The 24039-nt window shown below is 59.7% G+C and carries 22 protein-coding genes and 12 pseudogenes; 18 read left to right on the forward strand and 16 right to left on the reverse strand.

What is annotated here, in order from left to right:
- The first annotated feature begins 28 nt into the window (after positions 1–28).
- Positions 29–1441 carry an NAD(P)/FAD-dependent oxidoreductase gene (locus AMK00_RS22825; RefSeq protein WP_012489411.1) on the forward strand — a complete coding sequence of 471 codons (1413 nt, stop codon included), beginning with the start codon at positions 29–31 and terminating at the stop codon, positions 1439–1441.
- A 288-nt stretch (positions 1442–1729) separates the two neighbouring features.
- On the opposite strand, the gene AMK00_RS22830 is transcribed toward AMK00_RS22825, so the two are convergent.
- The 3 genes and pseudogenes from AMK00_RS22830 to AMK00_RS33105 form a co-directional block, all read right to left on the reverse strand.
- Positions 1730–2203: a helix-turn-helix domain-containing protein gene (locus AMK00_RS22830; protein ID WP_041684019.1), complete on the reverse strand. Its 474-nt coding sequence runs from the start codon at positions 2201–2203 to the stop codon at positions 1730–1732.
- A 505-nt stretch (positions 2204–2708) separates the two neighbouring features.
- Positions 2709–2899 (reverse strand): annotated as a pseudogene (locus AMK00_RS32125) (non-homologous end-joining DNA ligase); the annotation flags it as partial.
- A gap of 168 nt (positions 2900–3067) precedes the next feature.
- A pseudogene (locus AMK00_RS33105) lies at positions 3068–3199 on the reverse strand (hypothetical protein); the annotation flags it as partial.
- Positions 3200–3823: 624 nt separating this feature from the next.
- Here AMK00_RS33105 and AMK00_RS22840 point away from each other — a divergent pair.
- The 4 genes and pseudogenes from AMK00_RS22840 to AMK00_RS33595 all read left to right on the forward strand — a co-directional run.
- Positions 3824–4498: a transcriptional regulator gene (locus AMK00_RS22840; protein ID WP_012489415.1), complete on the forward strand. Its 675-nt coding sequence runs from the start codon at positions 3824–3826 to the stop codon at positions 4496–4498.
- A gap of 129 nt (positions 4499–4627) precedes the next feature.
- Positions 4628–5181 (forward strand): annotated as a pseudogene (locus tag AMK00_RS22845) (hypothetical protein).
- Positions 5182–5316: 135 nt separating this feature from the next.
- Complete coding sequence (locus AMK00_RS22850) at positions 5317–6411, forward strand: nucleotidyltransferase family protein (protein ID WP_012489416.1); 1095 nt, start codon at positions 5317–5319, stop codon at positions 6409–6411.
- Positions 6412–6578: 167 nt separating this feature from the next.
- Positions 6579–7417: pseudogene (locus tag AMK00_RS33595) on the forward strand (HAD-IC family P-type ATPase); the annotation flags it as partial.
- A gap of 77 nt (positions 7418–7494) precedes the next feature.
- Here the strand turns inward: AMK00_RS33595 and AMK00_RS22860 are convergent.
- Entirely contained in the window at positions 7495–8313 is an 819-nt protein-coding gene (locus AMK00_RS22860) for a universal stress protein (protein WP_064811955.1), read from the reverse strand.
- Between the two features lie 129 nt (positions 8314–8442).
- Here AMK00_RS22860 and AMK00_RS22865 point away from each other — a divergent pair.
- Positions 8443–8898: pseudogene (locus AMK00_RS22865) on the forward strand (pyridoxamine 5'-phosphate oxidase family protein).
- A 426-nt stretch (positions 8899–9324) separates the two neighbouring features.
- Here AMK00_RS22865 and AMK00_RS33600 read toward each other — a convergent pair.
- Complete coding sequence (locus AMK00_RS33600) at positions 9325–9564, reverse strand: universal stress protein (RefSeq protein WP_335720576.1); 240 nt, start codon at positions 9562–9564, stop codon at positions 9325–9327.
- Positions 9565–9727: 163 nt separating this feature from the next.
- Complete coding sequence (locus tag AMK00_RS22880) at positions 9728–10027, reverse strand: hypothetical protein (protein WP_029875516.1); 300 nt, start codon at positions 10025–10027, stop codon at positions 9728–9730.
- A gap of 136 nt (positions 10028–10163) precedes the next feature.
- Here AMK00_RS22880 and AMK00_RS22885 point away from each other — a divergent pair.
- The 4 genes and pseudogenes from AMK00_RS22885 to AMK00_RS22895 form a co-directional block, all read left to right on the forward strand.
- Positions 10164–11047: pseudogene (locus AMK00_RS22885) on the forward strand (zinc-binding alcohol dehydrogenase family protein); the annotation flags it as partial.
- A 108-nt stretch (positions 11048–11155) separates the two neighbouring features.
- Positions 11156–11347 (forward strand): hypothetical protein, encoded by a 192-nt coding sequence (locus tag AMK00_RS33130; RefSeq protein WP_237350500.1) that lies wholly within the window; start codon positions 11156–11158, stop codon positions 11345–11347.
- Positions 11328–12491 carry a trypsin-like peptidase domain-containing protein gene (locus AMK00_RS22890; RefSeq protein WP_237350501.1) on the forward strand — a complete coding sequence of 388 codons (1164 nt, stop codon included), beginning with the start codon at positions 11328–11330 and terminating at the stop codon, positions 12489–12491. Before AMK00_RS33130 ends, AMK00_RS22890 begins: the two co-directional genes overlap by 20 nt.
- A 123-nt stretch (positions 12492–12614) precedes the next feature.
- Positions 12615–13262: a BON domain-containing protein gene (locus tag AMK00_RS22895; protein WP_012489422.1), complete on the forward strand. Its 648-nt coding sequence runs from the start codon at positions 12615–12617 to the stop codon at positions 13260–13262.
- Here the strand turns inward: AMK00_RS22895 and AMK00_RS22900 are convergent.
- Positions 13228–13935, reverse strand: a complete 708-nt coding sequence (locus AMK00_RS22900) for a response regulator (RefSeq protein WP_237350502.1) — start codon at positions 13933–13935, stop codon at positions 13228–13230. The genes AMK00_RS22895 and AMK00_RS22900 overlap by 35 nt on opposite strands.
- Positions 13936–14872: 937 nt before the next feature.
- On the opposite strand from AMK00_RS22900, the pseudogene AMK00_RS32685 reads away from it, so the two are divergent.
- Positions 14873–15019 (forward strand): annotated as a pseudogene (locus AMK00_RS32685) (hypothetical protein); the annotation flags it as partial.
- A 220-nt stretch (positions 15020–15239) separates the two neighbouring features.
- On the opposite strand, the gene AMK00_RS22905 reads toward AMK00_RS32685, so the two are convergent.
- Entirely contained in the window at positions 15240–16292 is a 1053-nt protein-coding gene (locus tag AMK00_RS22905) for a type III polyketide synthase (protein WP_008534153.1), read from the reverse strand.
- 270 nt (positions 16293–16562) lie between these two features.
- Between AMK00_RS22905 and AMK00_RS31070 the strand changes: the two genes are divergently transcribed.
- The 3 genes from AMK00_RS31070 (at position 16563) to AMK00_RS32690 (ending at position 17367) form a co-directional block, all read left to right on the forward strand.
- On the forward strand, positions 16563–16772 hold the full coding sequence (locus AMK00_RS31070) for a CBS domain-containing protein (RefSeq protein ID WP_008534154.1): 210 nt from the start codon (positions 16563–16565) through the stop codon (positions 16770–16772).
- A gap of 154 nt (positions 16773–16926) precedes the next feature.
- Complete coding sequence (locus AMK00_RS22915; protein WP_029875514.1) at positions 16927–17184, forward strand: BON domain-containing protein; 258 nt, start codon at positions 16927–16929, stop codon at positions 17182–17184.
- Positions 17185–17223: 39 nt separating this feature from the next.
- Positions 17224–17367, forward strand: coding sequence for a hypothetical protein (locus tag AMK00_RS32690; RefSeq protein WP_016737394.1), 144 nt, complete (start codon positions 17224–17226; stop codon positions 17365–17367).
- 592 nt (positions 17368–17959) lie between these two features.
- On the opposite strand, the pseudogene AMK00_RS22925 reads toward AMK00_RS32690, so the two are convergent.
- The 7 genes and pseudogenes from AMK00_RS22925 to AMK00_RS33725 all read right to left on the reverse strand — a co-directional run.
- Positions 17960–18364, reverse strand: a pseudogene (locus AMK00_RS22925) (transposase); the annotation flags it as partial.
- Positions 18365–18542: 178 nt separating this feature from the next.
- Positions 18543–18867: pseudogene (locus AMK00_RS31085) on the reverse strand (xanthine dehydrogenase family protein molybdopterin-binding subunit); the annotation flags it as partial.
- A complete protein-coding gene (locus AMK00_RS22935) occupies positions 18864–19625 on the reverse strand; it encodes an N-acyl homoserine lactonase family protein (RefSeq protein ID WP_064811957.1) in 762 nt (253 codons plus the stop codon). The pseudogene AMK00_RS31085 and the gene AMK00_RS22935, both read right to left, overlap by 4 nt.
- Positions 19622–19906, reverse strand: coding sequence for a 2Fe-2S iron-sulfur cluster-binding protein (locus tag AMK00_RS22940; RefSeq protein ID WP_012489426.1), 285 nt, complete (start codon positions 19904–19906; stop codon positions 19622–19624). The genes AMK00_RS22935 and AMK00_RS22940 overlap by 4 nt, the downstream gene beginning before the upstream one ends.
- A gap of 186 nt (positions 19907–20092) precedes the next feature.
- Positions 20093–20332 carry a hypothetical protein gene (locus AMK00_RS33135; RefSeq protein WP_237350503.1) on the reverse strand — a complete coding sequence of 80 codons (240 nt, stop codon included), beginning with the start codon at positions 20330–20332 and terminating at the stop codon, positions 20093–20095.
- Positions 20329–20739, reverse strand: a complete 411-nt coding sequence (locus AMK00_RS33140) for an FAD binding domain-containing protein (protein WP_237350504.1) — start codon at positions 20737–20739, stop codon at positions 20329–20331. Before AMK00_RS33140 ends, AMK00_RS33135 begins: the two co-directional genes overlap by 4 nt.
- Before the next feature lie 200 nt (positions 20740–20939).
- Positions 20940–21113, reverse strand: a pseudogene (locus AMK00_RS33725) (transposase domain-containing protein); the annotation flags it as partial.
- A 195-nt stretch (positions 21114–21308) separates the two neighbouring features.
- On the opposite strand from AMK00_RS33725, the gene AMK00_RS22950 reads away from it, so the two are divergent.
- The 4 genes and pseudogenes from AMK00_RS22950 to AMK00_RS31100 form a co-directional block, all read left to right on the forward strand.
- Positions 21309–21776, forward strand: coding sequence for an avidin/streptavidin family protein (locus AMK00_RS22950; protein ID WP_012489429.1), 468 nt, complete (start codon positions 21309–21311; stop codon positions 21774–21776).
- Between the two features lie 307 nt (positions 21777–22083).
- A pseudogene (gene tnpB, locus AMK00_RS31095) lies at positions 22084–22227 on the forward strand (IS66 family insertion sequence element accessory protein TnpB); the annotation flags it as partial.
- Positions 22228–22552: 325 nt separating this feature from the next.
- Positions 22553–22840 carry a hypothetical protein gene (locus AMK00_RS22955; RefSeq protein ID WP_008534161.1) on the forward strand — a complete coding sequence of 96 codons (288 nt, stop codon included), beginning with the start codon at positions 22553–22555 and terminating at the stop codon, positions 22838–22840.
- A gap of 47 nt (positions 22841–22887) precedes the next feature.
- A pseudogene (locus tag AMK00_RS31100) lies at positions 22888–23590 on the forward strand (IS66 family transposase zinc-finger binding domain-containing protein); the annotation flags it as partial.
- Positions 23591–23632: 42 nt separating this feature from the next.
- Here the strand turns inward: AMK00_RS31100 and AMK00_RS22965 are convergent.
- Positions 23633–24025 (reverse strand): hypothetical protein, encoded by a 393-nt coding sequence (locus tag AMK00_RS22965; protein WP_004674379.1) that lies wholly within the window; start codon positions 24023–24025, stop codon positions 23633–23635.
- Positions 24026–24039: the final 14 nt, after the last annotated feature.

Below are 24039 nucleotides of genomic sequence, written 5' to 3' on the forward strand. Positions count from 1 at the left end.
TATCCCTAGCGATCTACGGAGCTCATCCATGACTGCGTATCCTGACCGAAATGGCCTTGATGCCGTACACCGTGCCTCCCGCCATGTCGTCATCGTCATCGTCGGCGGCGGTTTCGGCGGCCTGGCCTGTGCCATGGAACTGGGCAACGCCCCAGATAATGATGTCACGGTCGTTGACCGCCGCAATCACAACCTCTTCCAGCCGCTGCTGTATCAGGTGGCGACCGCCGCCCTGTCGCCGGCGGACATTGCCGAACCGATTCGCAAAACGCTTGCCAGGTTCAAGAACATCAACATGATCATGGCAGAGGTCGTCGGAATTGACCCGCGGTTGCACAAGGTGTCACTTTCTGATGGCGACCCGCTTTCCTACGACAAGCTCGTCATCGCCACCGGCTCCGATTACAACTATTTCGGCCATGATGAATGGCGGCAGTTCGCGCCCGGGCTAAAAAGCATTCATGAGGCGCGGCATATCCGTCATCGGCTGCTTCTGGCCTTCGAAAAAGCAGAGCGAGCGAAGAGCGAGCCAGAGAAACAGGCATTGCTCACCAGCATTGTCATCGGCGGTGGACCAACGGGCGTCGAAATGGCCGGCGCCATCTCCGAACTCGGTCGCTTCATGATCAGCCGCGACTTTCGGAACCTCCAGCCCTACAATCTGAAAGTGATACTCGTGGAGGCGGGACCACGGATACTCGCCGCCTTTCCCGAACATCTTTCTGCATACGCCAAGTCCTATCTCGAGAATATCGGCGTCGAGGTCCGCACGGGCAGGCGGGTGATGGATATTCGCGAGGATGGGGCCGAGATCGAAGGTGAGTTCGTCCCCGCCGGATCGATCATATGGGGCGCGGGCGTCAAGGCGTCCCCCGCCCATTCATGGCTCGGGATACCCGGACTGGCGGGTGGCCGGATCCCTGTCGATGATCATCTTCGTGTCCTGGGGTTCGACGACATCTACGCCATTGGAGACACATCTGCGCTCACCGGGGCGGACGGGAAGCTCCTGCCAGGTCTAGCGCAGGTCGCCAAGCAGCAAGGCACATATCTCGGAAAAAGCCTGCGAATGGGCAAAGCCGTTTCAGGTTTCAAATTCAAGAATCGCGGTAATACGGCGGTGATCGGTCGGAATGCCGCCGTCTTCGACTTTGGAAAATGGACGTTGAAAGGCAGGGCGGCCTGGCTGCTTTGGGCGCTTGTCCATGTCTACCTCCTGATCAACTTCGAGAAGCGCCTTCTTGTCGCCATCCAGTGGGTAGGGCGGTACCTCACGCGGCAACGCGGCGCGCGGATCATCGATGAGACGGCTGAGGGAGCCGATGACGGTCCCGGCGCGGAGCCTCATCACATCGACGATAACCACGACGATTGTCACATCGCTGATGTTGATCGGAGTTTACGGCCATCGAACAGAACGCACAGTCGTCGAGGCTATTAGCCTCAGAGGTGCCTTGTAGACTTTACGCTCAATCGTTTCTCACGCCGACAACCTAAGTCCAATTGTCTGCATCACACAGCCTAGAACGTTCACCCATAGCAAGAGTCGAACCAGCCCTATCGTCATAACAACCCATCAATAAATGACTATACAGATATCGTGCCGGTTGTATCCACAGACGGACTGCTGCCAATCGAACCTACCCAGCCACGGCTGAGCCACTGAAGTTCCACAAATACCTCTTACGCCACCGACAGATCAAGCCGCCTGAGTGGCCCTCTCGGATGCTTACTTCTGTTCTTCCATCTCTTCATCGACAATCGAGCTGACGAGGGCAACGACCCGGCTGCGCACACGCGGGGAAAGGAGCAAAACGTCGTCTATCAGACGCCGTCCCTCCGCCGTGGAAATGTAGGCAATCTTCTCATCGATCTCTGTTATGATTTGCTGGCCCTGAGTGGTTTCGGGATCTGGAAGGCCTTCGAAAAACCTCGAAACAGGGATCTTGAGGCAATTGGCAAGCTCGTAGAGCATCGAAGCGCTGACGCGGTTCTTGCCGCTTTCATATTTTTGTACCTGCTGCAAACTGACCCCGATGCCGGCGCCGAGATCCCCTAGGGATACATTCGACTGCATTCGGCGGATACGGATTTGCTGTCCGACATGCCGATCAACTGGATGCACCAACTCGCGCGCTAAATTCGACTGTTCGGCTTGCGCAGGCCTCGAAGTCCGGACCTGTGCTGCTGCATAGCGCTTCATGGTGGACACCCCGATGGAGAGTTTCACGCGGTGCGCCCCCGCTGAAAACTCGCTAAACCCACTGATCGGGGAGTTGGAAACCGTACAAGACGGTCCTGTGGCCTTTAGTTCCGAGGAACCTGGACATACGCCACAGGCTCCTCGACCGAAGGTCAAGGAGTGTGGTGTCGAATCGGCCGACACCAACCGCTTGTAGGGGTTTCCACACCCCAAGGCAGCGCGTACTGCCTCGCTGCGAAACCTAGTTGAAATCCGCCCGCCGCGCAACCGAATGCTTCACAAGATTCAATGGCTTCGCTCTTCCAACGCTGCACGAAGAGCCTCGGCGCTTTTGAATACGCCAAGTGGCGCTGTGTGAGCCGCGGCCGAACGAATGGCGTCAGCCGCAGGCTAACGATCTGTTCTGGGTCCGTACGCAATGGCCGGAAGGGTCGTCGGAACCTTTTTGCTGCGGGGTGATCTGGTTGAAGTCGGCGTATTTCACCTTAGGCGCCACCTCCGCTTGTTAGGATGGATGGCGAAGTTTCCCATCAGCTGTCCAGGAAACTCGCTCTCGGCGACCAGGGTCGGCTCGACCCAGACAATAGCCGCACTTCAGGAATAGGGCAGGGGCGGCTGCTTTCGCTTCCAGCGCAGCTTGTCCAGCATCTTCCGCAATCGGATGGCCTCGGCTTCCTTGAAGCCCGTTGATGCAGACCGACCGAACCTCGACGCTGTGTGCTCTCGCATCACACAATCTGTGCCGGCGCATAAAAACCCATCGGCTGTGGAATTGATGAGCGCGGCGCAGAAGGCGTCAGGGTAATGGCCTCGCCGCTCTGGGCGGCTGCTCGGCGGGACGATATCCGACAAGCGAACGCCGCCGACGCCATCGCCGGTCATATCGCCGGGCTTCTTGTCTCCGGCGAAGGTGTAAAGCGGCTTACTTTCCCATTTCTCAATGGCTTCGTCGGAAATCCGCGGGTTATGGGCATCGATGATTGGAGCTGGCGGCATTCCTCGCGGTACGGGACGATCATGGTCGATCTCCGCCCCACTTCTGCCCAAGGGGTCGCAACGATCTTGGCTTCCATATTTGAAGATACAACACTGTGCCGGCCCAGCGACATTTCCTTATCAGCTTCGTCACCACGCCGATTGTGGTGCCGAGGAAGATCGCATAATGGATCGAAGGGAACTGGCCCGGCAGGCGAGCAAAGAAAGACAAGGTTGACAGGCGCATTGCTTCTTCGATTGAGGGTTCGGCAGTTCATGCGTGACGACGGTGGTGCCGATCGATCGGGCCTTCGCCCGTGCGCGCTGGCAACGCCGGCGCTCTGGATGCGCTACATAGACCGCGTCGGGGTTGGCGGAAAATCTTTTAAGACTCCGGCGATGCACAACAAGGAAGCTCGCCGATAAGTTGCCCACGTGCAACTTTTGAATCAGTACGGTTTGACTTCGTTCAGGGCCAATGTAGCCTCACCCGTCTCATCCCCCATTCGACTGGCCACGAATTCTGCTCCTGGAAAGGTGAGGTGGACATTTGAGCGTGGCTATAGACGGGCAGTCCGGTAATCGTTATTTCGGATATACCACCCCATCACCAAATCATCCCGTGAATCTTCAAGGCCTTTTATATTGAAAAAAGTGCAACGCAGTTTTGCCGTCGAGTACAAAAGCGGCAGACGAAAACTCGATACTAGGTCGAACTCGATCTGGGGCAACGTGGACCTAAAGTCCGTCGCTCGCGACCTAGACGAAGAGGCAATGCCGTTTCTGTCGGATAGCTCTCAGAGTGGCAAATCCGACAGCGAAATTTCTCTACCAAAACCAGATCAGGCTGAGTCGTTGTTGACACCGCCTCTTGAGCCGTCGACAACTGCATCAGATGCACAGGAGATAAGCATGGCCGACGAGACTGATACTGCAACCAGTGCCGATGTGCCGGCCGTTGTCGAAACGCCAATTACGCCGAAGAAACAGCGCAAACCCAGGGCCAAGAAAGCCGCGGCACTCGAAACCGCGTCAGCTGACACTACGGCAGAGCCAGCAGCTGCTCTGGCCGGCGCCGGTGGTGTGAAGAGGAGAGGGCGCAAGACAAAGGTGATCGAAGCTGCGGCGAGCGCCAAACGCGCACCTGTGCGCCGTGCTCCGAAGGCGGTGCAGACAGCCTCGGCCGCGCCGACGACAGCGATCGATGAAATGGCGGACCTCCTGCAGTTAGAAGAGGAAAATCAGCGGCTGCGCAAGCTTCTGGCTGAAAAACTTCGCGCTGAAAATGCCGATCTGCGCAAACGGCTCAAGCTCGATTGATATAAGCAGCCGGTCAATCGCCGGCCGCATTTCTGTGCTTGTCGAGACATACATTTTGGCGGCGGCGGATGCTGTTGCCGGAATGAAGACTTACTGCCTGCTTGCGGGATAAAACGCGAGGTCGGATAGATGGCGTCTCCCTGGAAATTTCTTGCCCGACTGGTCTCACCGGGACGCGAACAAAAGCGAAAAAACGGCTCGACCGAGAAGGTTTCGCCGGAGGCGTTGCCTAGTTCTGGTCCGACTGAAACGCCTGCCGAGGACAGCCTGAATAGCGATGGTCGGCCGGCAGGCGCGGAGCTACCTCGTCACGGTCAACCCGGTGCAATTTCCCTCAAGCCTGTGCATTCCGAAGAAGCCGAAAGCGATGTCCACGACAAGGTCGACGGCGAAGTTGCCGAAATCGTGGAGGTCGCTGATCCCGCTATATCAGGTGGTACTGGTTTCGACGTCACCGCTGCGAATGATGCCGCTAGGCTCAAGCGAATTGCCGAGTCGCACCGCGCGAGCAAAGGAGCCGCAGCAAGGAAGCGGTGGCGATTGCAAACGATCCCCAATTTATCCAAACTGCAAACGGGATGAGCCTCGATGACGAGATCAGGATGCTCAGGGATCAGCTGGCCAGAAAGCTAACGTTGCAAAACGCGCAGTTGAGAAAAATGCTGGAGCGGTTTGAACGATGAGCGTGACGCGCTGCCTGCCTTTTAAGCTTGTTGCAGGTGTCCTTTCAAGGCGATAGAGGCGGCATCCTATCTTGCGACCTATCCTCACGACCGTTATACTGTTTTTGAAAAACAGTATAACCCTGGAGTCGAGCTATGAAGTCCATCGACCTCATGTATCAGACGATGCTCGCTGAGCTCGGTCAGCGCTCGCTCGACGCCGCTTGGACGGCCGATTTCCCTCCGGAGGGTCGGTTCACCCCGGCAAACATCAAGGGGCGCAAGTACTGGTATTTCGACATCCCGGATGGACATGGTGGTACGAAACGTCGTTACGTCGGTTCCGCTGATGATCCGGTTATCGCACAGCGCGTAGCTGATCATAAGCGGGACAAGGACGATCTACGCGCTCGCAGGCGCTTGGTAAATACCCTGACCCGCGAAGGCGGGATGATCGCCCCTGACGCCATGTCGGGCGATATCGTCGAGGCTCTTGCCGATGGCGGTCTCTTTCGGCTCCGGGGTATTCTCATAGGCACGGTGGCCTTTCAGTGCTATTCAGGACTGCTCGGTGTCCGTCTTCCCATGGCTGCGATCCTGACCGGCGATGCTGACATCGCCCAGGACTATGCCATCAGTCGGGAGGTCGAAGATAGTCTGCCTCCGATCCTTGAGTTGCTGCAGGGCGTCGACGCCAGCTTTCGTCCAGTTCCACATCGATCGGGAGCCGCGGTCTCGTCAGCGTTTCAGAATGCCGACGGCTACAGGGTTGAGTTCCTGACGTCGAACCGTGGTTCGGATGACTACATCGATCAGCCGGCGAAGATGCCCGCTCTTGGTGGCGCCAGCGCGGATCCACTGCGCTTTCTCGACTTCCTCATAAGGGAACCCGTCAGGACAATGCTGCTCCACCGAAGCGGTGTTCCGGTCGTCGTCCCTGATCCGTCCCGGTATGCCGTCCACAAGCTAATAGTCGCCAGCCGCCGAAACACGGACGGGCAGGGGCCGGCGAAGCGTGAGAAGGACATCCGACAAGCTGCGCTGCTCTTCGAAGCGCTGCAGCAGACAAGGCGATCTACCGACTTGGCGCTCGTCTACAACGAAGCATGGAGGCGCGGGCCTACATGGCGAGAAGGTATTCGAACCGGGGCGGGAATGCTGCCAGCACAAGATGCCGAGCGGCTCAACACGGTCCTGACCGAGGGCGGAAAAAGAAACGGCGAAGAAATTGAACTTCCGTTTGGAGAATAGGCCGTCTTTCAAGGCTAAGCAGTTGATTTGATTCGAAGTCGTGAAGACAATGAAGATGAATATGGTCCTGCGGGGTCCTGTGCCGAATATCTGCATCGCACGGTCTCAGATCTGGCCCCGGCCAGCGCCGGGCAGGCGAAGCGCTGATCTACATAGCAAGGGGGTCAATCGAGAAGATCGCGGTCGGCGACGTGCTCCTGATACGCAAGGGCGACGTCGTACCGGCCGACGGGGCTCTCGTCAGCGAAGTCGCGACGATCGACCAGGCGGTCCTGACCGGAGAGCCCTTAAGGGTGCGCATCGCGAGGGATGGCAACATTTCAAGTGGCCCTACGAACGAGGGGGACGTGATCGAAATCCGCGTTCTAAGTCGCGCCGAGACAGCACCTATGCCGGAATACCGGAATAGTGAGGCTCGTGGAAGCATCGAGGCGCTCCAAGGCGAAGCTGATGCGACTGGCCGACCGGTTCTCGGTGTGGTTCTTGTTCGCCACGGTAGCGATTGCAGGCGTCTCGGCGTTCATGTCCGGAGACCTGTCAAGGATCGTGGCCGTGCTGGTCATCGCCACGCCCTGTCCGTTGATCCTGGCCGTACCCGTCGCACTTGCGTAGGAGGGCGTTCTGGTGAAGGGTGCGGGACCTCTCGAGGCACTCGTCCAGGCCACCGTGGCGGTGTTCGACAAGACGGGGACGCTCACCGCGGGACAGCCCGAAGTCGGCCACATCGAGGGATCGGAGCATCCTAACAGGATCCTGCGGCTGGCCGCCTCGCTGGACCAGGCGTCGGGCCATGTGGTCGGACGCGCGCTGGTGGACGAGGCGCATAGACGTGGGTTGGTAGTGAGCCGCCCATCGGAGGTGACCGAGACCGCGGGATCCGGAATCGTCGATGGCGTGCGCGTCGGCGGCGGAGGAGACGCCTAACGGGTCAGGCAGCGCAATGCGTGTCAAGGTAGTGTTTGACGGCACGCCGGCTGGCACGATCACGCTCGAAGACCGGCTTCAATACCTTCCGCCAGTCGGCGGGGCATTGCTTCAGGAGGCCATCGACGTCGCGGTCATTCTAAACGCCCTTCGCGCCCTCTAATGGGCGAGAAGCACTAGTAGCTCGGCCTTGACGAGAAGTTCTCGAGTGACGCCGCCGAGGATGAACTCACGAAGCCGCGAATGGCCAAATCCGCCCGCGACCAGAAGGTCCGCCTTTCGTTCCAGCGCGGCCGATTGGATGGCGCCTGTCGCGGTCTCGCCGCCTGCCTGGATCGATACGTCATCCACGTCGAGTCCCGAATGCTTCAACGAAGAGATCAGGAGGGCGCGGTTCGCCTCGTCGATCTCCTTGTCGTCGGTGATCGAGATGACCTGCACCTTGATCGCGCGTTCGATGAAGACCCGTGCGCTGGAAAGGGCGCGCGCTGCGGTGGCGCTGCCGTCCCAGGCGACGGCGATCGTGTCCACACGAGAGTAGACGCTGGTGGCTGGAAATAGCACGAGCGGACGGCCGCTTCCGAATAGCAGCGTTTCGGAGAGTTGCCGGGAGAGCTCCGAGGCTTCGACGATGGAAAGGTCGTAGCACTTGGCAATTTCAGAAAAGCGTTCATAGACGAACGGTTCCCTGACCTCGAATCCGTGGATTCGCACCTCGAAGCCAGTTTCCGAAATAGCGTCGGCGATGTGTCCCCGCATCGAAGTCCCGCTGTCCCGGCTATACCGTTCTGCTTGTCCCCGCCATGTCTCGACATCGATAACGGTGGGAAAGGGCGGATGGACCTGGGGGATCCGGACTTGTGGGATACTGGCGACGAGATGGGCGTCATTCTGCCTAGCGAGGCCGATAGCATCGATTATGGCGAAGGAACTCGCGTCGGGATAGGTCGACAACGGGAGATGGAACTGCGGCTTCATGCTTGCCTCCTGAGGTTAAACTTCCGTCATGATGCATGCCGCTGAGAGAGTTCGCATTGCGCTTGGTCAAGGCCGCGGCGCAATGAAGCTCCTATAATCGCGCCTTCATCGAAGCTGGAGGACACGGCCATGACGATCAATCTGACGGAGATCAACCCCGGTGAGTGCTACCGCATCCTGGAGAACGAGCGTTTCGGTCATCTGGCATGCTGCAAGGATGGGCAGCTCTACGTGGCGGCGATTTATTTCGCCTTTTCCAACGGCGTCGCCTATAGCTTCACCATGCCCGGCAAGAAGCTCGACTGGATGCGGGGAACGACAAGATCTGCCTACACATCGAGCAGCGTTCGAGCGCCGGCGGGTGGACGAGCATCGTCGTCGAAGGCAGGTTCGAGGAATTTCCTGACAGCGAGGCGCGACAAAGCGAACGGCTCCACGCGTGGTCTTCTCCAAAAGTATTCGGACTGGTGGGAAATCGGCTCTATGAAGCCCCAGGAGTTCCCCATGCCCGATGGCTCTCCTCATGTCTTCTACGGCATTGCCGTCACGGCCGTGTCGGGACGCAGTGCAGTCAGAACGGAATGACCGTCGGTGCTCGAGCCGAACCCGCATCCCACAATCGGAGCACCACATGCCATATCTACGCGGCCTATATCCAAGCGCCACATCTAATTTCACCTCGCACCCGCGTTTCGCGCGGGCGCTCTGATTCAAGACGAGATCTTTGCCGGTCGGCCGCGGTCACTGCGGATTTGACGGCGTCCGCCGCCCGGCGAGGGCTTCGATGCTTTGAATTTCTGACTCGACTTGCCCGCAGTATCGACCACGGTGATGCGGTCGAGGTTCTTTCGGACTATGTCGAGGGCGAGCTGGAGGAGTATCCTAGAGAGGTGGCGCGACTGTGTGAGGCCGGGTCACGAACGTTGTCGCACGCCGCCGAAATGTGTCGCGACGTCGCCGCCGGTCAGGCCAACGAGGCTGAAGCGAAGACGGTCGTGTGAAGCCCGCGGCTCATCGGATGGTTCGCAAGACGAGCACGGAGCATGGTGCGCGCTGCACGACGTGGTCCACGACCGAGGCGAAGACGCGGTCGAGCACGTCGTCGCGGCGAGAGGCGATCACGGCGAGATCGGCGGCATCTCCTTTGCGATGGCGACGATGAGCTGCGACGGGTTGCCCGCTCGGACGTGTATAGAAGCAGGAGTCTCGGTCGACCGCGGGCCTTCCGAAAGTCTGGTCTCGGAGGCTCACATCACCTCAACCGCCCAATCGTTCGGCGAGGCCGACGAGGGCAGGCCCTCCACCGCGTGAACGAGGTGGAGGCTTCCGTTGGGCGCGATCTGCGCGTGGGCCGTTTCGACGAGGTGGAGCATGCGTTGCCGGGATCCTCGGCCGATGGCGCCGTGGCGAACAGTCAGTATATGTCCTTGCCAGACAGGCTAACGAACTCGGTCGTCAGTCCGTCGTCATGCGCTTCCTTGAGAAGCCGATCGGCGCTCATGATGTCGAGACACATGGTGCCCGTGAAGGATTGCCGCAGGGCGCAGCAGAAGTGATCTCTCGCCCATGCCTGGCCTCGCGGCGTCGCCGCCGTCACTTCCCAGCGATCCTCGTCCCGACGTCCGAGAACAAGGTCTGCGGACGTTCGCTCGACGGGAGGAATGGTCGTGGCAGCGTTCGTTTCTGTCTTGCCGGTCTTTTCTTGTTCGCGCATGTCCGTCTCCTTTGGATGAGGTCGTGGCGCTGTGTCCAGGAGCCTATCTGTCCCCGGGCGTTTGTTTTTGACGAGCATCAATCCGGATGTTTGACCGGGATCAAGCCAAGGTGGGGAAGGTGGCGATACGACTGTGGCCTGCGGCGTCTGCCGGACGGACCTTCACGTCTGCGAAGGAGACCTCTCCCAGCCAAAGCTTCCTCTCGTTCCAGGGCATGAGATTGTCGGAACCGTGACCGCAACGGGCGAGGGCCTTCCTCGTCGCCTTGTCGGTCAAAAAGTCGGGGTACCTTGGCTGGGCCACACCTGCGGGCACTGCGCATATTGCCGAGAGGGTCGCGAGAACCTGTGCAACGATCCTGGCTTCACGGGTACACCATCGACGGCGGCTTTGCGGCCCATGCGGCGGCCGAGGCGGGCTACGCGTTCGAACTGCCTGAAGATGCGGACCCGGTGGCGACCGCGCCTCTTCTCTGCGCGGGCCTCATCGGGTGGCGATCCCTGAAGATGGCGGGCGAGGGGAGGACGATCGGCATCTATGGGTTCGGCGCGGCCGCCCACATCCTCGTGCAGGTGTGCAAGCATCGAGGCCAGAGCGTCTATGCGTTTGTGCGTCCCGGTGACGAGGCCGGACGGAAGTTCGCGCTTGATCTTGGCGCCGTCTGGGCCGGGTTTTCCGGTGAAAGGCCGCCGGTGCCGCTCGACGCCGCCATCATCTTCGCGCCGGCCGGCGAGCTCGTGCCAATGGCGCTCGACGTGGTGCGGGAGGGCGGAACGGTGGTCTGCGGCGGCATCGACATGTCAGACATTCCGAGCATGCCCTATCGTCTGCTCTGGGGCGAGCGGCGGGTCGTCTCGGTGGCGAACCTGACGCGGAGCGACGGGGCGGAATTCTTCTCGATCGGGAAGGCGGCAGGGGTCAGATGCTTCACCAGCGTCTACCCCCTCGAGCATGCGAACGAGGCTCTCGACGATCTGCGCGCAGGCCGTGTCTCTGGAGCCGCCGTGATCGTTCCGTAGCCGATGTTCCCCTTGACAAGGATCAATGCGCTTTGCTTGCGCTACACGGAAGCTTCTTCGTCAAGACGTCCGCCGACAACCGGCGGCGCTTCCGCAAGGAGATCAGAGATGTCGCGTTCGTTGCTCGCCTTGGCGGCGCTCTTCATCGCAGGTGAGAGCCTATTGTCGGCTCCAGCCGTTGCAGACAGCCTGTCGCTCGCGCCGATGCTCCAGCGTGTCGTGCCGAGCGTCGTCAGCATCTCGGTGCAGGGCAGGGAACTCGACGACGCGGATGCAACGCTTGCTCTTCGGACTACCTGACGACGCTGCGCCGGCAGAGCACAGCTTCCAATCGGCCGGATCGGGTGTCGTCATCGACGAGGTCCACGGCTACATCGTCACCAACCAGCATGTCATAGCAAGCGCCTCAAAAATCGAGGTGGCGCTCTCCGACGGCCGACGCTTCCAAGCGAAACTTGTCGGCGCCGATCCCGAGACGGATGTCGCTGTCGTTCAAATTCCACCTGATCATCTTGTTCAAGCCGAGTTTGGAAGCGCGTCCTCGCTTCACGTCGGCGACGTCGTCGTGGCGATCGGGAATCCCTTCGGCCTGGGCCAGACCGCGACGATGGGCATCGTAAGCGCGCTTGGGCGCCGTGCCGTGGGATCGGAGGGGTACGAAGGATTCATTCAGACGGACGCGTCGACCAATCCCGGCAATTCGGGCGGCGCGCTTGTAAGCGAGGACGGCGTCGTGGTCGGGATCAATAGCGCGATCATCGGCCCCGCCGGAGGAAGCATCGGCATCGGTTTTGCGGTCCCAGCCGAGACTGTCGGCATCGTGATGCGGCAGCTCATCCTGACCGGCAAGTTGGTACGCGGCGAGGTGGGAATTTTAACGCAGGACCTGACGCCCGGTCTCGCAAAGGCGTTCGGCGTCGATGAAGGGGCGGGCGCGCTGGTCAGCGAAGTCCTTCCGGGTTCGCCGGCGGCAAATGCAGGAATTCAGCCGGGCGACGTCATTCGGATGGTCGACGGAAGGACGGTGCGCGGCGCGTCCGACGTTCGAAGGCTTGTGGGATCGCTACCGTTGCAGTCCAAGCCGTCCTTCCAGATCGACCGCGCGAGCCGAAGGATAGAAGCATTTCCCGTGGTGTCCGACGCACCGGTTGCCGAACCGGCTGCTCCGCGTACCATTCATATCGCCCGCGGCCCTCTCGCCGACGCCGAGATGGCGAACTCTCCCGATGGTCCCGGCGCCCGCGTCGTCGTCGTCGCCGAGGGTTCGGTCGCGGCACAGGCCGGCCTGCAGCCGGACGACGTTATCGTCGCTCTCGACCAGCAGCCGGTGACGGACGTCGGGCAACTCCTCTCAATACTCGTGAAGGAGCATGCCCGTGCTCTCATCACCGTCGTGAGGAACGGCCACCGCCTCTTCGTGGCCGCTGACGTGCAGACCCAGTAGCAGCCCGCAGACCGTGTTCTGTCCGCTGAAATTCCAAGGTCGCTCTCGTGCTTGATGAAGATCAACGACGAAAATCTGCGGCGCTGTCACGATCGGCACGTCGCAAACCTGAAGGAGGTTGTCATGAACGACATTCAACTCAGACAGAACATTCTCGACGAAATGGAATTCGAGCCCAGCATCGACGCGGCTGATATCGGCGTCGCGGTCGATAGCGGGATCGTCACACTGACTGGTCACGTGCGCACCTACGCGGAGAAAGAAGCCGCAGAGCGCGTGGTTAGTCGCGTCAAGGGCGTGCGCGGAATAGCTGCCGATATCGAGGTCCGGATTTTCGGGCCGAAGGAAACAGACGACGACGACATCGCCCGGCGAGCTGTCAAAATGCTCGACTGGAACGTTTCCGTGCCAAAGGATTCGGTGCAGGTGCGGGTCCTCAAAGGGTGGATCACCTTGCGGGGAGAGGTCGAGTGGCAATATCAAAAGAACGCGGCCTACGACGCCGTGCGGGATCTCGCCGGCGTAGTAGGGGTGTCCAACCTAGTGGAGCTGAAGCCGCATATTACGGCGGTGGATGTCAAGAAACGCATCGAGGATGCTTTCCAGCGCGACGCCGCTCTTGAGGCCGATGCAATCAGAATCGACGTCCAAGGCAGAAAGGTAATCCTCTCCGGCAAGGTGAAGACCTGGTCGGAACGGCAGGCGGCGGAGCGCGCTGCATGGTCCGCTCCAGGGATCAGCACTCTTGACGACCGACTGACGGTCGGGTGATCGAATATCGGGATTGGCTAGACATTACTGCTCTGCCCACACTCAGCAGCAAGGGCGCCGCTGAGCGCCCTTCGCATAGAGCCCAATTTCCTTGATCGACTTGCGCGCAGATCTCGTCTTCGGAACGAAATTCCGCACCACCCGTTGCAGAGCCTCCGTCGCGAGCACAAGGCGACCATTGATGTTCTTGGAGAGCGACCTTGGGTGGCGACGTAGGCTGGGATCTTCCGCGAAGAAAGATATGAGTCCCCGCAACGGCAGCGCGATTGAGGTTCGGGTTTGATTTTTCTAAATTGAAATCCTGCTGTCGAGCAGAATCGCTATTAGGCCTCGCGGCGAGCAGCAGCCTGAGACGGGTCGACATCTCCGATGCAGTGTACGGCTTCTTCAGCCAGCCGGCGCCCGCTTCGATCTCCTTGTCCGCGGCATGGGGTTCAGAAAAGCCCGACGTCAGGAGAATTTTCACACTCGGCCAGCGCTCCCGGACATTCCGGGCCAGTTCGTCGTCGTTCATTCCCGGCATGGCCACATCACTGAACAGGAGCGCTACGTCATGCCCCGCCTCCAGCTCCTTCAACGCGTCGATCCCGTTCGTAGCTTCGATCACGAAGTAGCCAAGCGTCTGCAGGCGGCTGACCGTCACTCGGCGAACTCTCGCGTCGTCCTCGACCACCAGGATAGTTCCGTGCCCCGAGGCGGGGCTTCCTCAGCCCGCTGCTCGTTCGGATGAGAATCCTTTCCGGCGTCGGCGCGTGGAAGAAAGAGGCGCACCGTCGTCCCTTTCGCCAAGTTCGCTGTAGAGCTGCAGGTGCCCTGCGGATTGCTTTGCGAAACCGTAGACCATGCTCAGCCCAAGCCCCGTTCCCGAGCCCGTCGGTTTCGCGGTGAAGAACGGTCGAAAGCCCTCTCCATCACATCGGACGTCATTCCGGTGCCGGTGTCGGTCACGGAAATGAGGACGTAGCTGCCGGGGCGGATCGCCGGGGTACATCCCGACATAGTCGGAGTCGATCTTGCAACAGAGCCCTTGCAGGCGGGCACCTCAAAGCAGACAGGAGCTGCGATGGAGGACAAGGCTTCGCAGGTTCTATCGAGCACGAAATACAGCACTCCTACCAAGCAGTTGGAAGGATCCGTGCTCTCACAATCCAACAAAAAGCGCTGATGAACGAACAAGAACTTTCGAACCAGTTTCTGTTGCTTTCCCCGGGCTTCTCGTCAACCAGTCTTATTCCGTTTCCTGCCACCTTAACTCATCATCTTCCGGAAAAGCAGCAGTTGGTTGCGAACATCCAGTGCCTCGGTCGGTGGACTCCGCTGAAGCGCCTATTTGAAGTCACTCTGCCCCAGATACGCTTTAATGCAGCTAGGAATGGGAAGCGATGAGCAAAGTGCGTAGGAGATCAAAGTTTCCCACTCCTTGTGGCCTGCCGAGGTCGGCGATCGATGACAGGTGTAATCGAGAGACACTGGCCCCCGAGACATCAATGCCGCTTGAGGGAGACGTATCTGACAACGTTGGTTGTAAATCCGCTTTTGTTTGCCGATGCACATTCAGTGCCATGGCTGGATCGCATGGTTCAGATACACGCAGATAGACATCGCGACCGATCGCGCGCGTGCCCGGCCTCGCCGAAAAGGTGCCAGATGTGACGGCAGCCTTGCATGCAAAGCTCGCCGAGCACCGGGCGTTCGTGCGGGAGCGTGGAGAAGACTTGCCGGAAATCCAGAATTGGCGCTGGGCACGCTCCTCCTAGTGCGACAGAGGACCGAACTGGGTAGCGACTACCACCAGCCATACTGCCGCAGCTACGCCGGCACGCAGGAGAAAGGATTCGAGTGCGAGGTGGCAACCTCGCCTTCGACTTGGGGTGTCCCACGGCAATCGCAGCCTTTGCAGCGTCAGCTACCTGTTTCGAGTCCTGTTCGTTCTGCAAACGATGCGATCTTAAAACGTCCTGGAGAATGATCGCCGGGTCATGCTGCAGCCGTCAACGAGAGGCAGCTAAGGGTGAAGCCCGGTCCCATCGCCGTCAGGACAGTTCTCCTGGGTAGTCCTTGCGCAAGAAGCTTCTCGAGTACGAACAGCGCGGTTGGCGAGGACATGTTCCCATAGTCCGAGAGAACCTCACGTTCCTGGTCGAGGGTTCCCTGGCTTAGTTTAAGCGCCGATTCCAAGGCGGTGATAACCTTTGATCCACCGGGGTGGCACGCAAACCGGTCAACGTCGGCAGGAGCAAGATCTGATCGGGCGAGTATGGACGTTACGCCCTTCAGCACATGAGTTTCGGCGAACGGTGGTATCGCACGATCGAAGATCACGCCCAGACCCTCCGGATCGACGCTCCATCCCATGATGTCTAGCGTGTCGGGCCACGTATGCTGGCCTGCAAGTTCGACCTCGGCCAGACCGGTCTCACTAGCACGCACCACGCAGGCGGCGGCCCCGTCGCCGAAGAGGGCGGTCGCCACGATGTTCGCCTTCGTAAGCTTGTCCATGCGAAATGCCAACGTGCAGGTCTCGACGGCGACCACCAGCACGACTGAGCCTGGCCGGGATGCCGCCAGCCGTGACCCGATTGAAAGCCCAGAGACTCCGCCGGCACAGCCGAGGCCAAACACGGGAACCCGTTCGACATCGTCCCGGAAGCCCAGTTCTCGGCTTACCCTCGCTTCCAGACTAGGTGTCGCAATACCAGTCGAGGAGACGGTTACGATCGTGTCGACATCGCCTGCTGCAATGCCCGCCGACACGAGAGCCTTGCTGGCGGCGGCGACGAACATTGCACCCGCGCCCTCGATATGAGCGAGGTTTCGTTCGGGCCATCCCGACGTCTCGAGATACCACTCGATCGGCCGGACGGCATAGCGGCGCCGAATTCCCGAGGTTTCGAACACCCTTGCCAGCTTTTCGAAATCGCCAAATCGCGATGAGAACGCGGTGTGCGAGGCTCGCGCCGCGTCACGCTGGTCGATGACATGTGGCGGAACGGCGGTGCCGACGGATACCAGCTTGACGGGTTGCTGCATAAGACTCCTTGCGACGGCGCGGGAAGAATTTGGTACGCCGCGCGAGGACGAGACCGAACCGTAACGCCTCGATCCTCAATAAGTTGCAATGCGGGCGAGCCTGACGCCGCACTTCGTCGGAAGGCTTCAGAGACGACGACGCGTGAAGAATGCCTCCCGCGGCTTCGTGTCTGCCTTGATCCACGTCAATGCGCTCAACAAGTTGGCTCCGTAATTGTCCGATCGAAAAGGAGACAGCGCGATGCTTGCTAGAGACATCATGACGACCCCGTGACGACGCTCGACGAGGGACACAACGTCAGGGAAGCCGTCGAGATCGTCAACGCCAGCAAGATCGGCGCGGTGCCCGTCATCGATGGCGAAGGGCGGCTCACCGGCATCGTCACCGGGGAGACCTGCTGCGCCGGGTGGCGTCATCCTGGGCGAGACGGGCGGTACCGCATACGCGCGACCGCGAAGATGCACTGGCGGACTATGTGAAGGCCCGAAGCTGGCGCGTCAAGGACGTGATGTCGACGCCCGTCGTCAGCGCCGCCCCGAGCGCAACCGCGAGCCAGCTCGCAGAACTCCTGCAGGCCCACGACATCAAACACCGAACGGCAGACTCGCCGGCATAATCAGCCGTCACGACTTGATGCGAGCGCTTCTCGATGTTCGACGGCAGTGTACTGCTTCCGGCGACGAGGCCCTAGGGACGGCCGTTCGTGGCCGCCTGGAAACCGAGTTCGAAATAAGGTTCCCCATCGTCAATGCGACCGTCTCCGACGGGGCAGTGACCCTGAGGGGAGAGGTCGAGACGGAGCTGGAATGCTCGGCGGCCAGGGTGGCGGCGGAAAGCATCCGCGGCGTCGGCGGCGTGGTAAACAACATCACCCTGGCTACCGCATGGTGAGCTCTCTCAAACTATGAAATCGTCCCTGGAGTTTCCGTCATGTTTGTCAGGGTCATCGCAGACGCCGTCGTGTCGAGGCTTCTCCTCGTCATCCTGATCCTCATGGTGGGGACGGTCGTGAGCGTCCTACTGGTGAGGCCATCCGACGACTCCCGAACCGGGCGCGTCGAGCGCTCTCTCTGACCCCTGAGTGCGCGATGAACATCTGGCCCTCCAGGATTTAATTGTCCGGCCGCGTCCCGCAAATGGCGCGACGGATTCGATGCTCTCCGAACTATTCGGCTTCATCTGGCTGATGGGAAGGCGTCATCAGGCGTTGGTCGCAGGGCTGTCCGTGGCTCTTTTCGTTATCGGCGCGGCGCCTCTCGAACTCCAGCGCCGGATCGTCAATGAGGCGACCGAGCAAGCGTCATACCGGTCTCTTCTCTTTCTCGTCTCCCTCTATCTCGCGGTCGCAGTGTTGAAGGGCGCGATAAATTCACCTCCAACCTCTAAAGAAGCTGGGTGGGCGAAAAAAGCACGCTTTGGCTCGGGGCGCGCGTTCTGCATCGGGCCGAGACGCCGCCATCGGAATCCACGCTCGAGGGGGTTGAGCTGTCGATCGTCTTTGCGGAAGCGGAACCGGTGGGCAGTTTCGTTGGGACCAGCATCTCCGAGCCGCTACTCCAGATCGGCATCCTTGTCACCGTGGGCGGTTATCTGATCTATCTCCAGCCGCTGATGAGGATGGCCGTCGCAGCCACCTTCGCCCCGCAGATTGCGTTCGTCCCGATGTTAGGCTGCTCACCTGGCTTTTGGAGATGCCGCTCATACCCATGGCCTTGACCAAGTCGTCGACAGAACGAGTCGAGATTCCCTGGATATACGCTTCCTGGATAACGGCCGTCAGAGCTTTCTCTGCCATGCGGCGCGGTTCAAGGAAGCTCGGAAAGTAGCTGCCTTTGCGCAGCTTCGGAATGCGAAGCTCGACGGTGCCAGCCCGCGTCTCCCAATCGCGGTCACGGTAGCCATTGCGTTGAGTGAGCCGCATGGGGTTCTTCACACCGAAGTCAGCACCCGTGGCCGAGCCGACCTCCAACTCCATCAGCCGCTCGGCGGCAAAGCCAATCATCTCACGCAACAAATCTGCATCGGCACTCTTCTCAACAAGGGAGCGCCCGTTCATCATGTCATTGGTCATCGGTGATCTTTCCGTCAGGTTGGTCTTGAACAACCCGACCCTAGCGGAAAAACACTGATGGCCGCCCGCAAAGCCGATCACCCGCTACAGCGCAACGAGAAGCGCGCGGGCGCTCGGCTTTACTCCCTACCGTCACCTACGCCACGTACTGGGACACGATCCGATAGAACGGCCACCTTTTCCCGCGTGCAAGTGGCCATATGGGGGTGGCGTAATAACCACGCATACGCGAGGTCGGTATGGCAGGTTTGATCTCTCCTTCCAGGTCGCTCGCGTTATAGATCGCGACGACGCCGGGCACCGAGAACGCATCGCCGACATCGATGTTCAGGATTCGGGCATGTGGCTGGTCGGAGCGTCGCAATGCGATATGCAACATACCGCGGCGCCATGTCATCGACATACTGACCAACACCCGTCAGCAGACGTGGATCTTCGGTGCGCTTGTCCCGCTTGCCGACAAGTTTGGGCCGCAGCTCGACGGAATGGTCCTGCTGGCTCATTCGTAGAACTCCACACCCTTTCGCAACTCTTGCCATTGCGCGTCGTCGTGGCCGAAAATGATAGAAGCTCCCCGCTCCCGAAGAGCTTTCAGGCGAGCGAGTGCCTCTGCGGCGAGTTCGATGTTCCAAGTATTTCTCGGAGCGATACCGGTGTCGACGCTCGCCTGGAGCGGGGCAGCATCTGAAGCGAGTATAAATGAACCATCTTTTTCCAGCTCGACACGGGCGACGGTCATTCCGGGGGTATGACCCGGCATGGGCAGCAAGACGATGCGCCCGTCGCCAAAGACGTCATGCTCGGCATTGAAGGTCTGGAAACCCTGGGGCTGGTCCCATTCTCCTCGAAGATAGCCTTGATTTTCTGCACCGCTTGCCGTGGCGGCCTGCGCCTCCGCTTCGTGGCAGAGGATCGTTGCGCGCCGAAAGGACGCGTTGCAGCCGCAATGATCGGGATGCAGATGTGAACAGATCACAACATCTATGTCCTCGGGATCGAGAGCAAGAGTCTTCAACTGATGAACGACCGTCCGCTCTGGCGAAAAGATCGGGGTCATAACCTTGCTTAACCCACCCCATCGCGCGCCTGGATCGATGGCGGCCTCTGGATTGCATCCGCTATCGAACAGCGCGTTGCCTTGGGGATGGCGCATCAGGGTGGCGTGAACCGGCAATTCAATCGCTTCTTCCTTCAGCGCCCCAGGGACGTAGATGGACCGGCGCATACGAAGGCGGCCGGCCTCGAGAAAATGCATCTTCATCTTAAAGGTCCTCTCTTGCTAGCCAGTTCGCGGACGGCGGTGACGATGTTTTCATAGCCCGTACAACAACAGATGTTTCCTGAGAGCGCTTCCCTGATCTTATCATCGGTTTCCAGCGGATGGTGGCGAAGAAGGTCGATGATCGCCAACGATGAAACTGGGCCTACAAATTCGCATTGCAGGCCATGATGCTGGCGGAACGCTTCTTGGATTCGTCCGAGTATCGACGCTTCCCTGGCCATGGTTTCGATTTCGCTCCCGTCTGCCTGCACTGCAAGCATCAGACAGGAGCGTGCGCTCCTTCCATCGAGAATGACGGTGCAGGCACCGCAAACGCCATGTTCGCACCCGACATGGGTTCCGGTCAGGCAAAGGATCCTGGCGCAGGAAGTGGCTCAGCAGCGTTCGTGCTTCGATCGTGCGCGTCATATACGCTTCGTTGACGCTGACGGTGATCGTCTTCTCACTCATCTTGCTTGAAGCCTTTCGTGGTTCGCGCGGCTCCAGGCGGCGCGAAGGGCCCGTTTGGCAAGGACGCCTGAGAGATGCCTGCGGTAATCTGCAGAGGCATGGATATCCGTGTTGGGCGTGAGGATTCCAGCCAGGCGATCCGCCACCGTATCGAGAACCGGCTCGGAAACATCCGTCCCCTCGATGATGCCCTCGATCTCTTCAAGCCGCAGCTGGGTTTCACCAACGCCCATCATGCCAACGCGAAGTCAGACGCCCTGCCATCTACACAATGCAGCGTCGTCGCAAAGCAAGCGAGTGCGAAGTCCCCGTGGCGTTTTGCAAACTCCTCAAATCCCCATCCGGCATCCGGTCTCATCGCGTCGAGCTCGACGCGAATTACAAACTCGTCCGGTTCCAACGAGTTGACCAGCGATCCGACAAAAAAATCGGCTGCAGGTATTTCGCGTCTGCCGCGCTGAGAGGAGGCGATGACCGTCCCACCGAGGAACCGTGTCATCATCGGCATCTCGGTCGCTGGATCCGCATGCGCGACGCTGCCGCCGAAGGTGCCGCGGTTGCGCACGGTCATATGGGTGACGTGATGCATCGCCTCATGCACGATCGGCAAGTGTTGGCGGATGATCGGGTCTGTCGCGGTCATGTGATGGCGTACCGTCGGCGCCGATTCTCACCCGATCTCCGTGCAGTTCGATCCGATCTCCATGAACCGACGTTACTACGCGCGGCGCCCAAAATCCCGCGGCCCTGCTCGGATGGATACGATCTCTCTGAGCAGTTCGAGGTTCTCGCCGGTCATGGTGGCCACGTCTTCGATCGTGCAGATATGCATCGAACGAGCCATCAGGCGGCCTTTTGCGCAGTGGAGACCGTCGGAAGCATATTCCACGGCAACAGGTCTTCAAGCCTATCTACCGGTTAATCTTTGATCTGGGTTAGGACGTCCGTGAGGTAGCTCTCGGGGTTGCGGCCATGCAGTTTGTCCGTTCCAATGATGGTCAAGATATTAGCGTTGCGCTATCCCGTTCGTAATTTGCATCGTGTAAGTCTTCACTCCTGATGCTCGTTCTCGGGCCGCGCCACGCAACGCGCGGCCCGTCTTTCGGTTTTCTCAACCCGGGAAATTGCTACTCGGATTGATTGATTATTACGAGTTTATATGCAACCTTCGGTACGATCGCCGACGGTCGGCGCACATCAGGAGGAAAAACCATGATCCGTACTACTGCAGTTGCAGCACTTGTGTTTGCTGTAGCAACCTCAGCTTTTGCTTTCGATGCAAGCAACTTCAAGGATTTTTCAAGCATCGCATCGGCTTCCAGCAGTTGGCAGAACCAGTCCGGCTCGACGATGATCATTCAAGTCGACTCGTTCGGAAATGTCTCCGGCCAATATGTAAACAGAGCCCAGGGCACCGGATGCCAGAACTCGCCCTATCCGCTAACAGGAAGGGTAAACGGGACGTTCATCGCATTTTCGGTCGGCTGGAACAATTCGACGGAGAACTGCAATTCCGCAACCGGATGGACCGGCTACGCACAGGTCAACGGCAACAACACTGAGATAGTCACGAGCTGGAACCTCGCTTACGAAGGCGGCTCCGGTCCGGCCATTGAGCAAGGACAAGACACTTTCCAGTACGTGCCGATGACTGAGAACAAAAGCCTCTTGAAGGATTAATCTCCTCTGCCCTGCCGGCGCTGGCCCGTCAGAGATTGTGGAGCAAGAATTCATCGAATATGGCCAAAGGCTTAGACGAAGCTGCTTTCCCTGCCGAATAAAAGCGCCGCGTGCTCGTCCGCGCGGCGCAAATCCTTATTTGATGAGTTCAATGCGGCCAAAACGGCAAGCTTTCCGGACAAAAGTAAGCATCCGAGGATGCGCCGCCTTGGGGCAAACGCGGCGATCTGATCAAGGTCGTTTGGCACGATGCCAGGGGGCCTGCCTGTTCACGAAAAAATTGGAGCGAGGAAGGTTTATCTAGCGTGACGGCCAGGGCGCTTGTCTGTTCACGAAGAAGCTGGAGCGCGGCCGCTTCATCTGGCCGTCAGCCGCTGACGGCACGGTGGTGATCACACCGGCGCAGCTCTGTTATCTGCTCGAAGGTCTACAGAAATATCCCTGCTTGTGAGTCTGACGAATCATCACCGGACAAGATCGAGGTGCTGGATCCGAGCCATCCGTTATTTGGACGCTCCTTTAATGTGATCCGTGAGGTGGGACGTAGAGGCGGCAACTTCGCGCCGTCGTATGAGGTTGAACATCGTGGTGGATCGACCTTGCTGATACCCGTGTCTGCGACACAGGGATATGTCGAAGCCTGAAATACTGACGCGCGAAGGACACCATTCGCCCAATTGTGAGGAGAAGGTTTTGCCAATCACTGTGCAACGCCTTCGCCTGCAGCGGGCATCTAGGTAAAGGCACAGCGCAACAGATGGACACACGAACCTAGTTTGCTCAGCGCCGTACAACTTGCCGCCAGGCTCGATATTCCCGTCAATTGGATTTACGTTCAAATCAGGCGGAAGCGCCTGCTCATCGACCAGCAATCAACCGGAGCATATTTGTTCCAAAATTCCCCGGCGGTCGTCAACGCGGTTCGCGACCTTCGCAACCGTACCATTCATCAACTCGATCTGAGAATCATTCAGCCTCACCAGGAGGGGCATCAACATGCGTTGTCGCTGGAGGGAATTGACTGGCGCGCACGGCAGGAAACCTGGCGCCCCAGCCGGGTTTGACTCAATTTTTGCATTGAGATTGTTGAGAAATCTGATTCAATGTCGTTATGACATTGCCGCCGCTTACCCTGCCATCGGACCTTGCCAGCGCTCATCCGGCGCTGCTGGCCGAACGTGCTGCGCGGCTGCAAGCTGAGGCGGAAGCGGCCAACGCGAAGGCGCGGCTGTCGAGCATTGAGGCGCTCAACGTGCATTTGCAGTTGCTGATCGGCAAGCTGGAGCGCGAGAAGCACGGGCCGCGCCGCGAGCGCACGCAGCGGCTGATCGATCAGTTGGAATTTGCAGCTCGAAGAGCTCGTGGCGTAGGCCGCCGAGGACGAACTGAGCGTCCAAGAGGCCGCAGTCAGAACACAGTCCGTGCGCGCCTTCGCCCGCAAGCGTCCAGTGCGCAAGGCGTGGCCCAAAGACGTCGAGCGCGCACGCATCGTCATCGAAGCGCCGACGGCATGTGCCTGCTGTGGCGGCTCGCGGCTGTCGAAGCTGGGCGAGGATGTGACGGAAACGCTGGAGGATATCCCGCGCCGATTCAAGGTGATCGAGACGGTGCGCGAGAAATTTACCTGCCGCGATTGCGAGGCGATCAGTCAGGCTCCCGCACCGTTCCATGCGACGCCCGCGCGGCTTCATCGGCCCTCAGTTGCTGGCGACGATCGTGTTCGACAAGTTCGGGCAGCACATCCCGCTGAACCGCCAGAGCACGCGGTTCAAATGTGAGGCATCGGTCCGTCGACCCAGACCCTGGCCGGTGAATGTTGATCCGAATGTCTTCGAGCTGCGGCAAATGCTGGAGCATCACTGTCGCACGGCATACCAGGAGGCAACGTAGCCGGCTGCGGCGACCCCATGCGAATGCGGGACGTCGCGGACGATGCTACCGACAATGGCGTCCCTTTGATCGACGCCATTCGGCCAGTTCGGCACGATGTAGCCGCGATAGCTGTAGATCCAGGTCTCGCCGGCCACATCGCCCTTTCCAGTGAATTGCAGCTCGACAGGGTCTCCCGGACGCACCGTACCGGTCAATTCCAGCGACCACCCGGGCCCACCAATGGTTCCGCCGACCTTGCGCCGAGCCAACTCGGTCAGCACCAGCGTTCCCTGGCCAAATTCCAGTGCATTGAAATCAACCGATAAATCGGGATTGTTGATCAGGCTGCGATAACTCCAAGTGCCAGTGAAGCTCATAGTTCCTCCCAATG

The sequence above is a fragment of the Rhizobium sp. N621 genome (genome assembly GCF_001664325.1).
GTDB classification, from domain to species: Bacteria; Pseudomonadota; Alphaproteobacteria; order Rhizobiales; family Rhizobiaceae; genus Rhizobium; species Rhizobium esperanzae.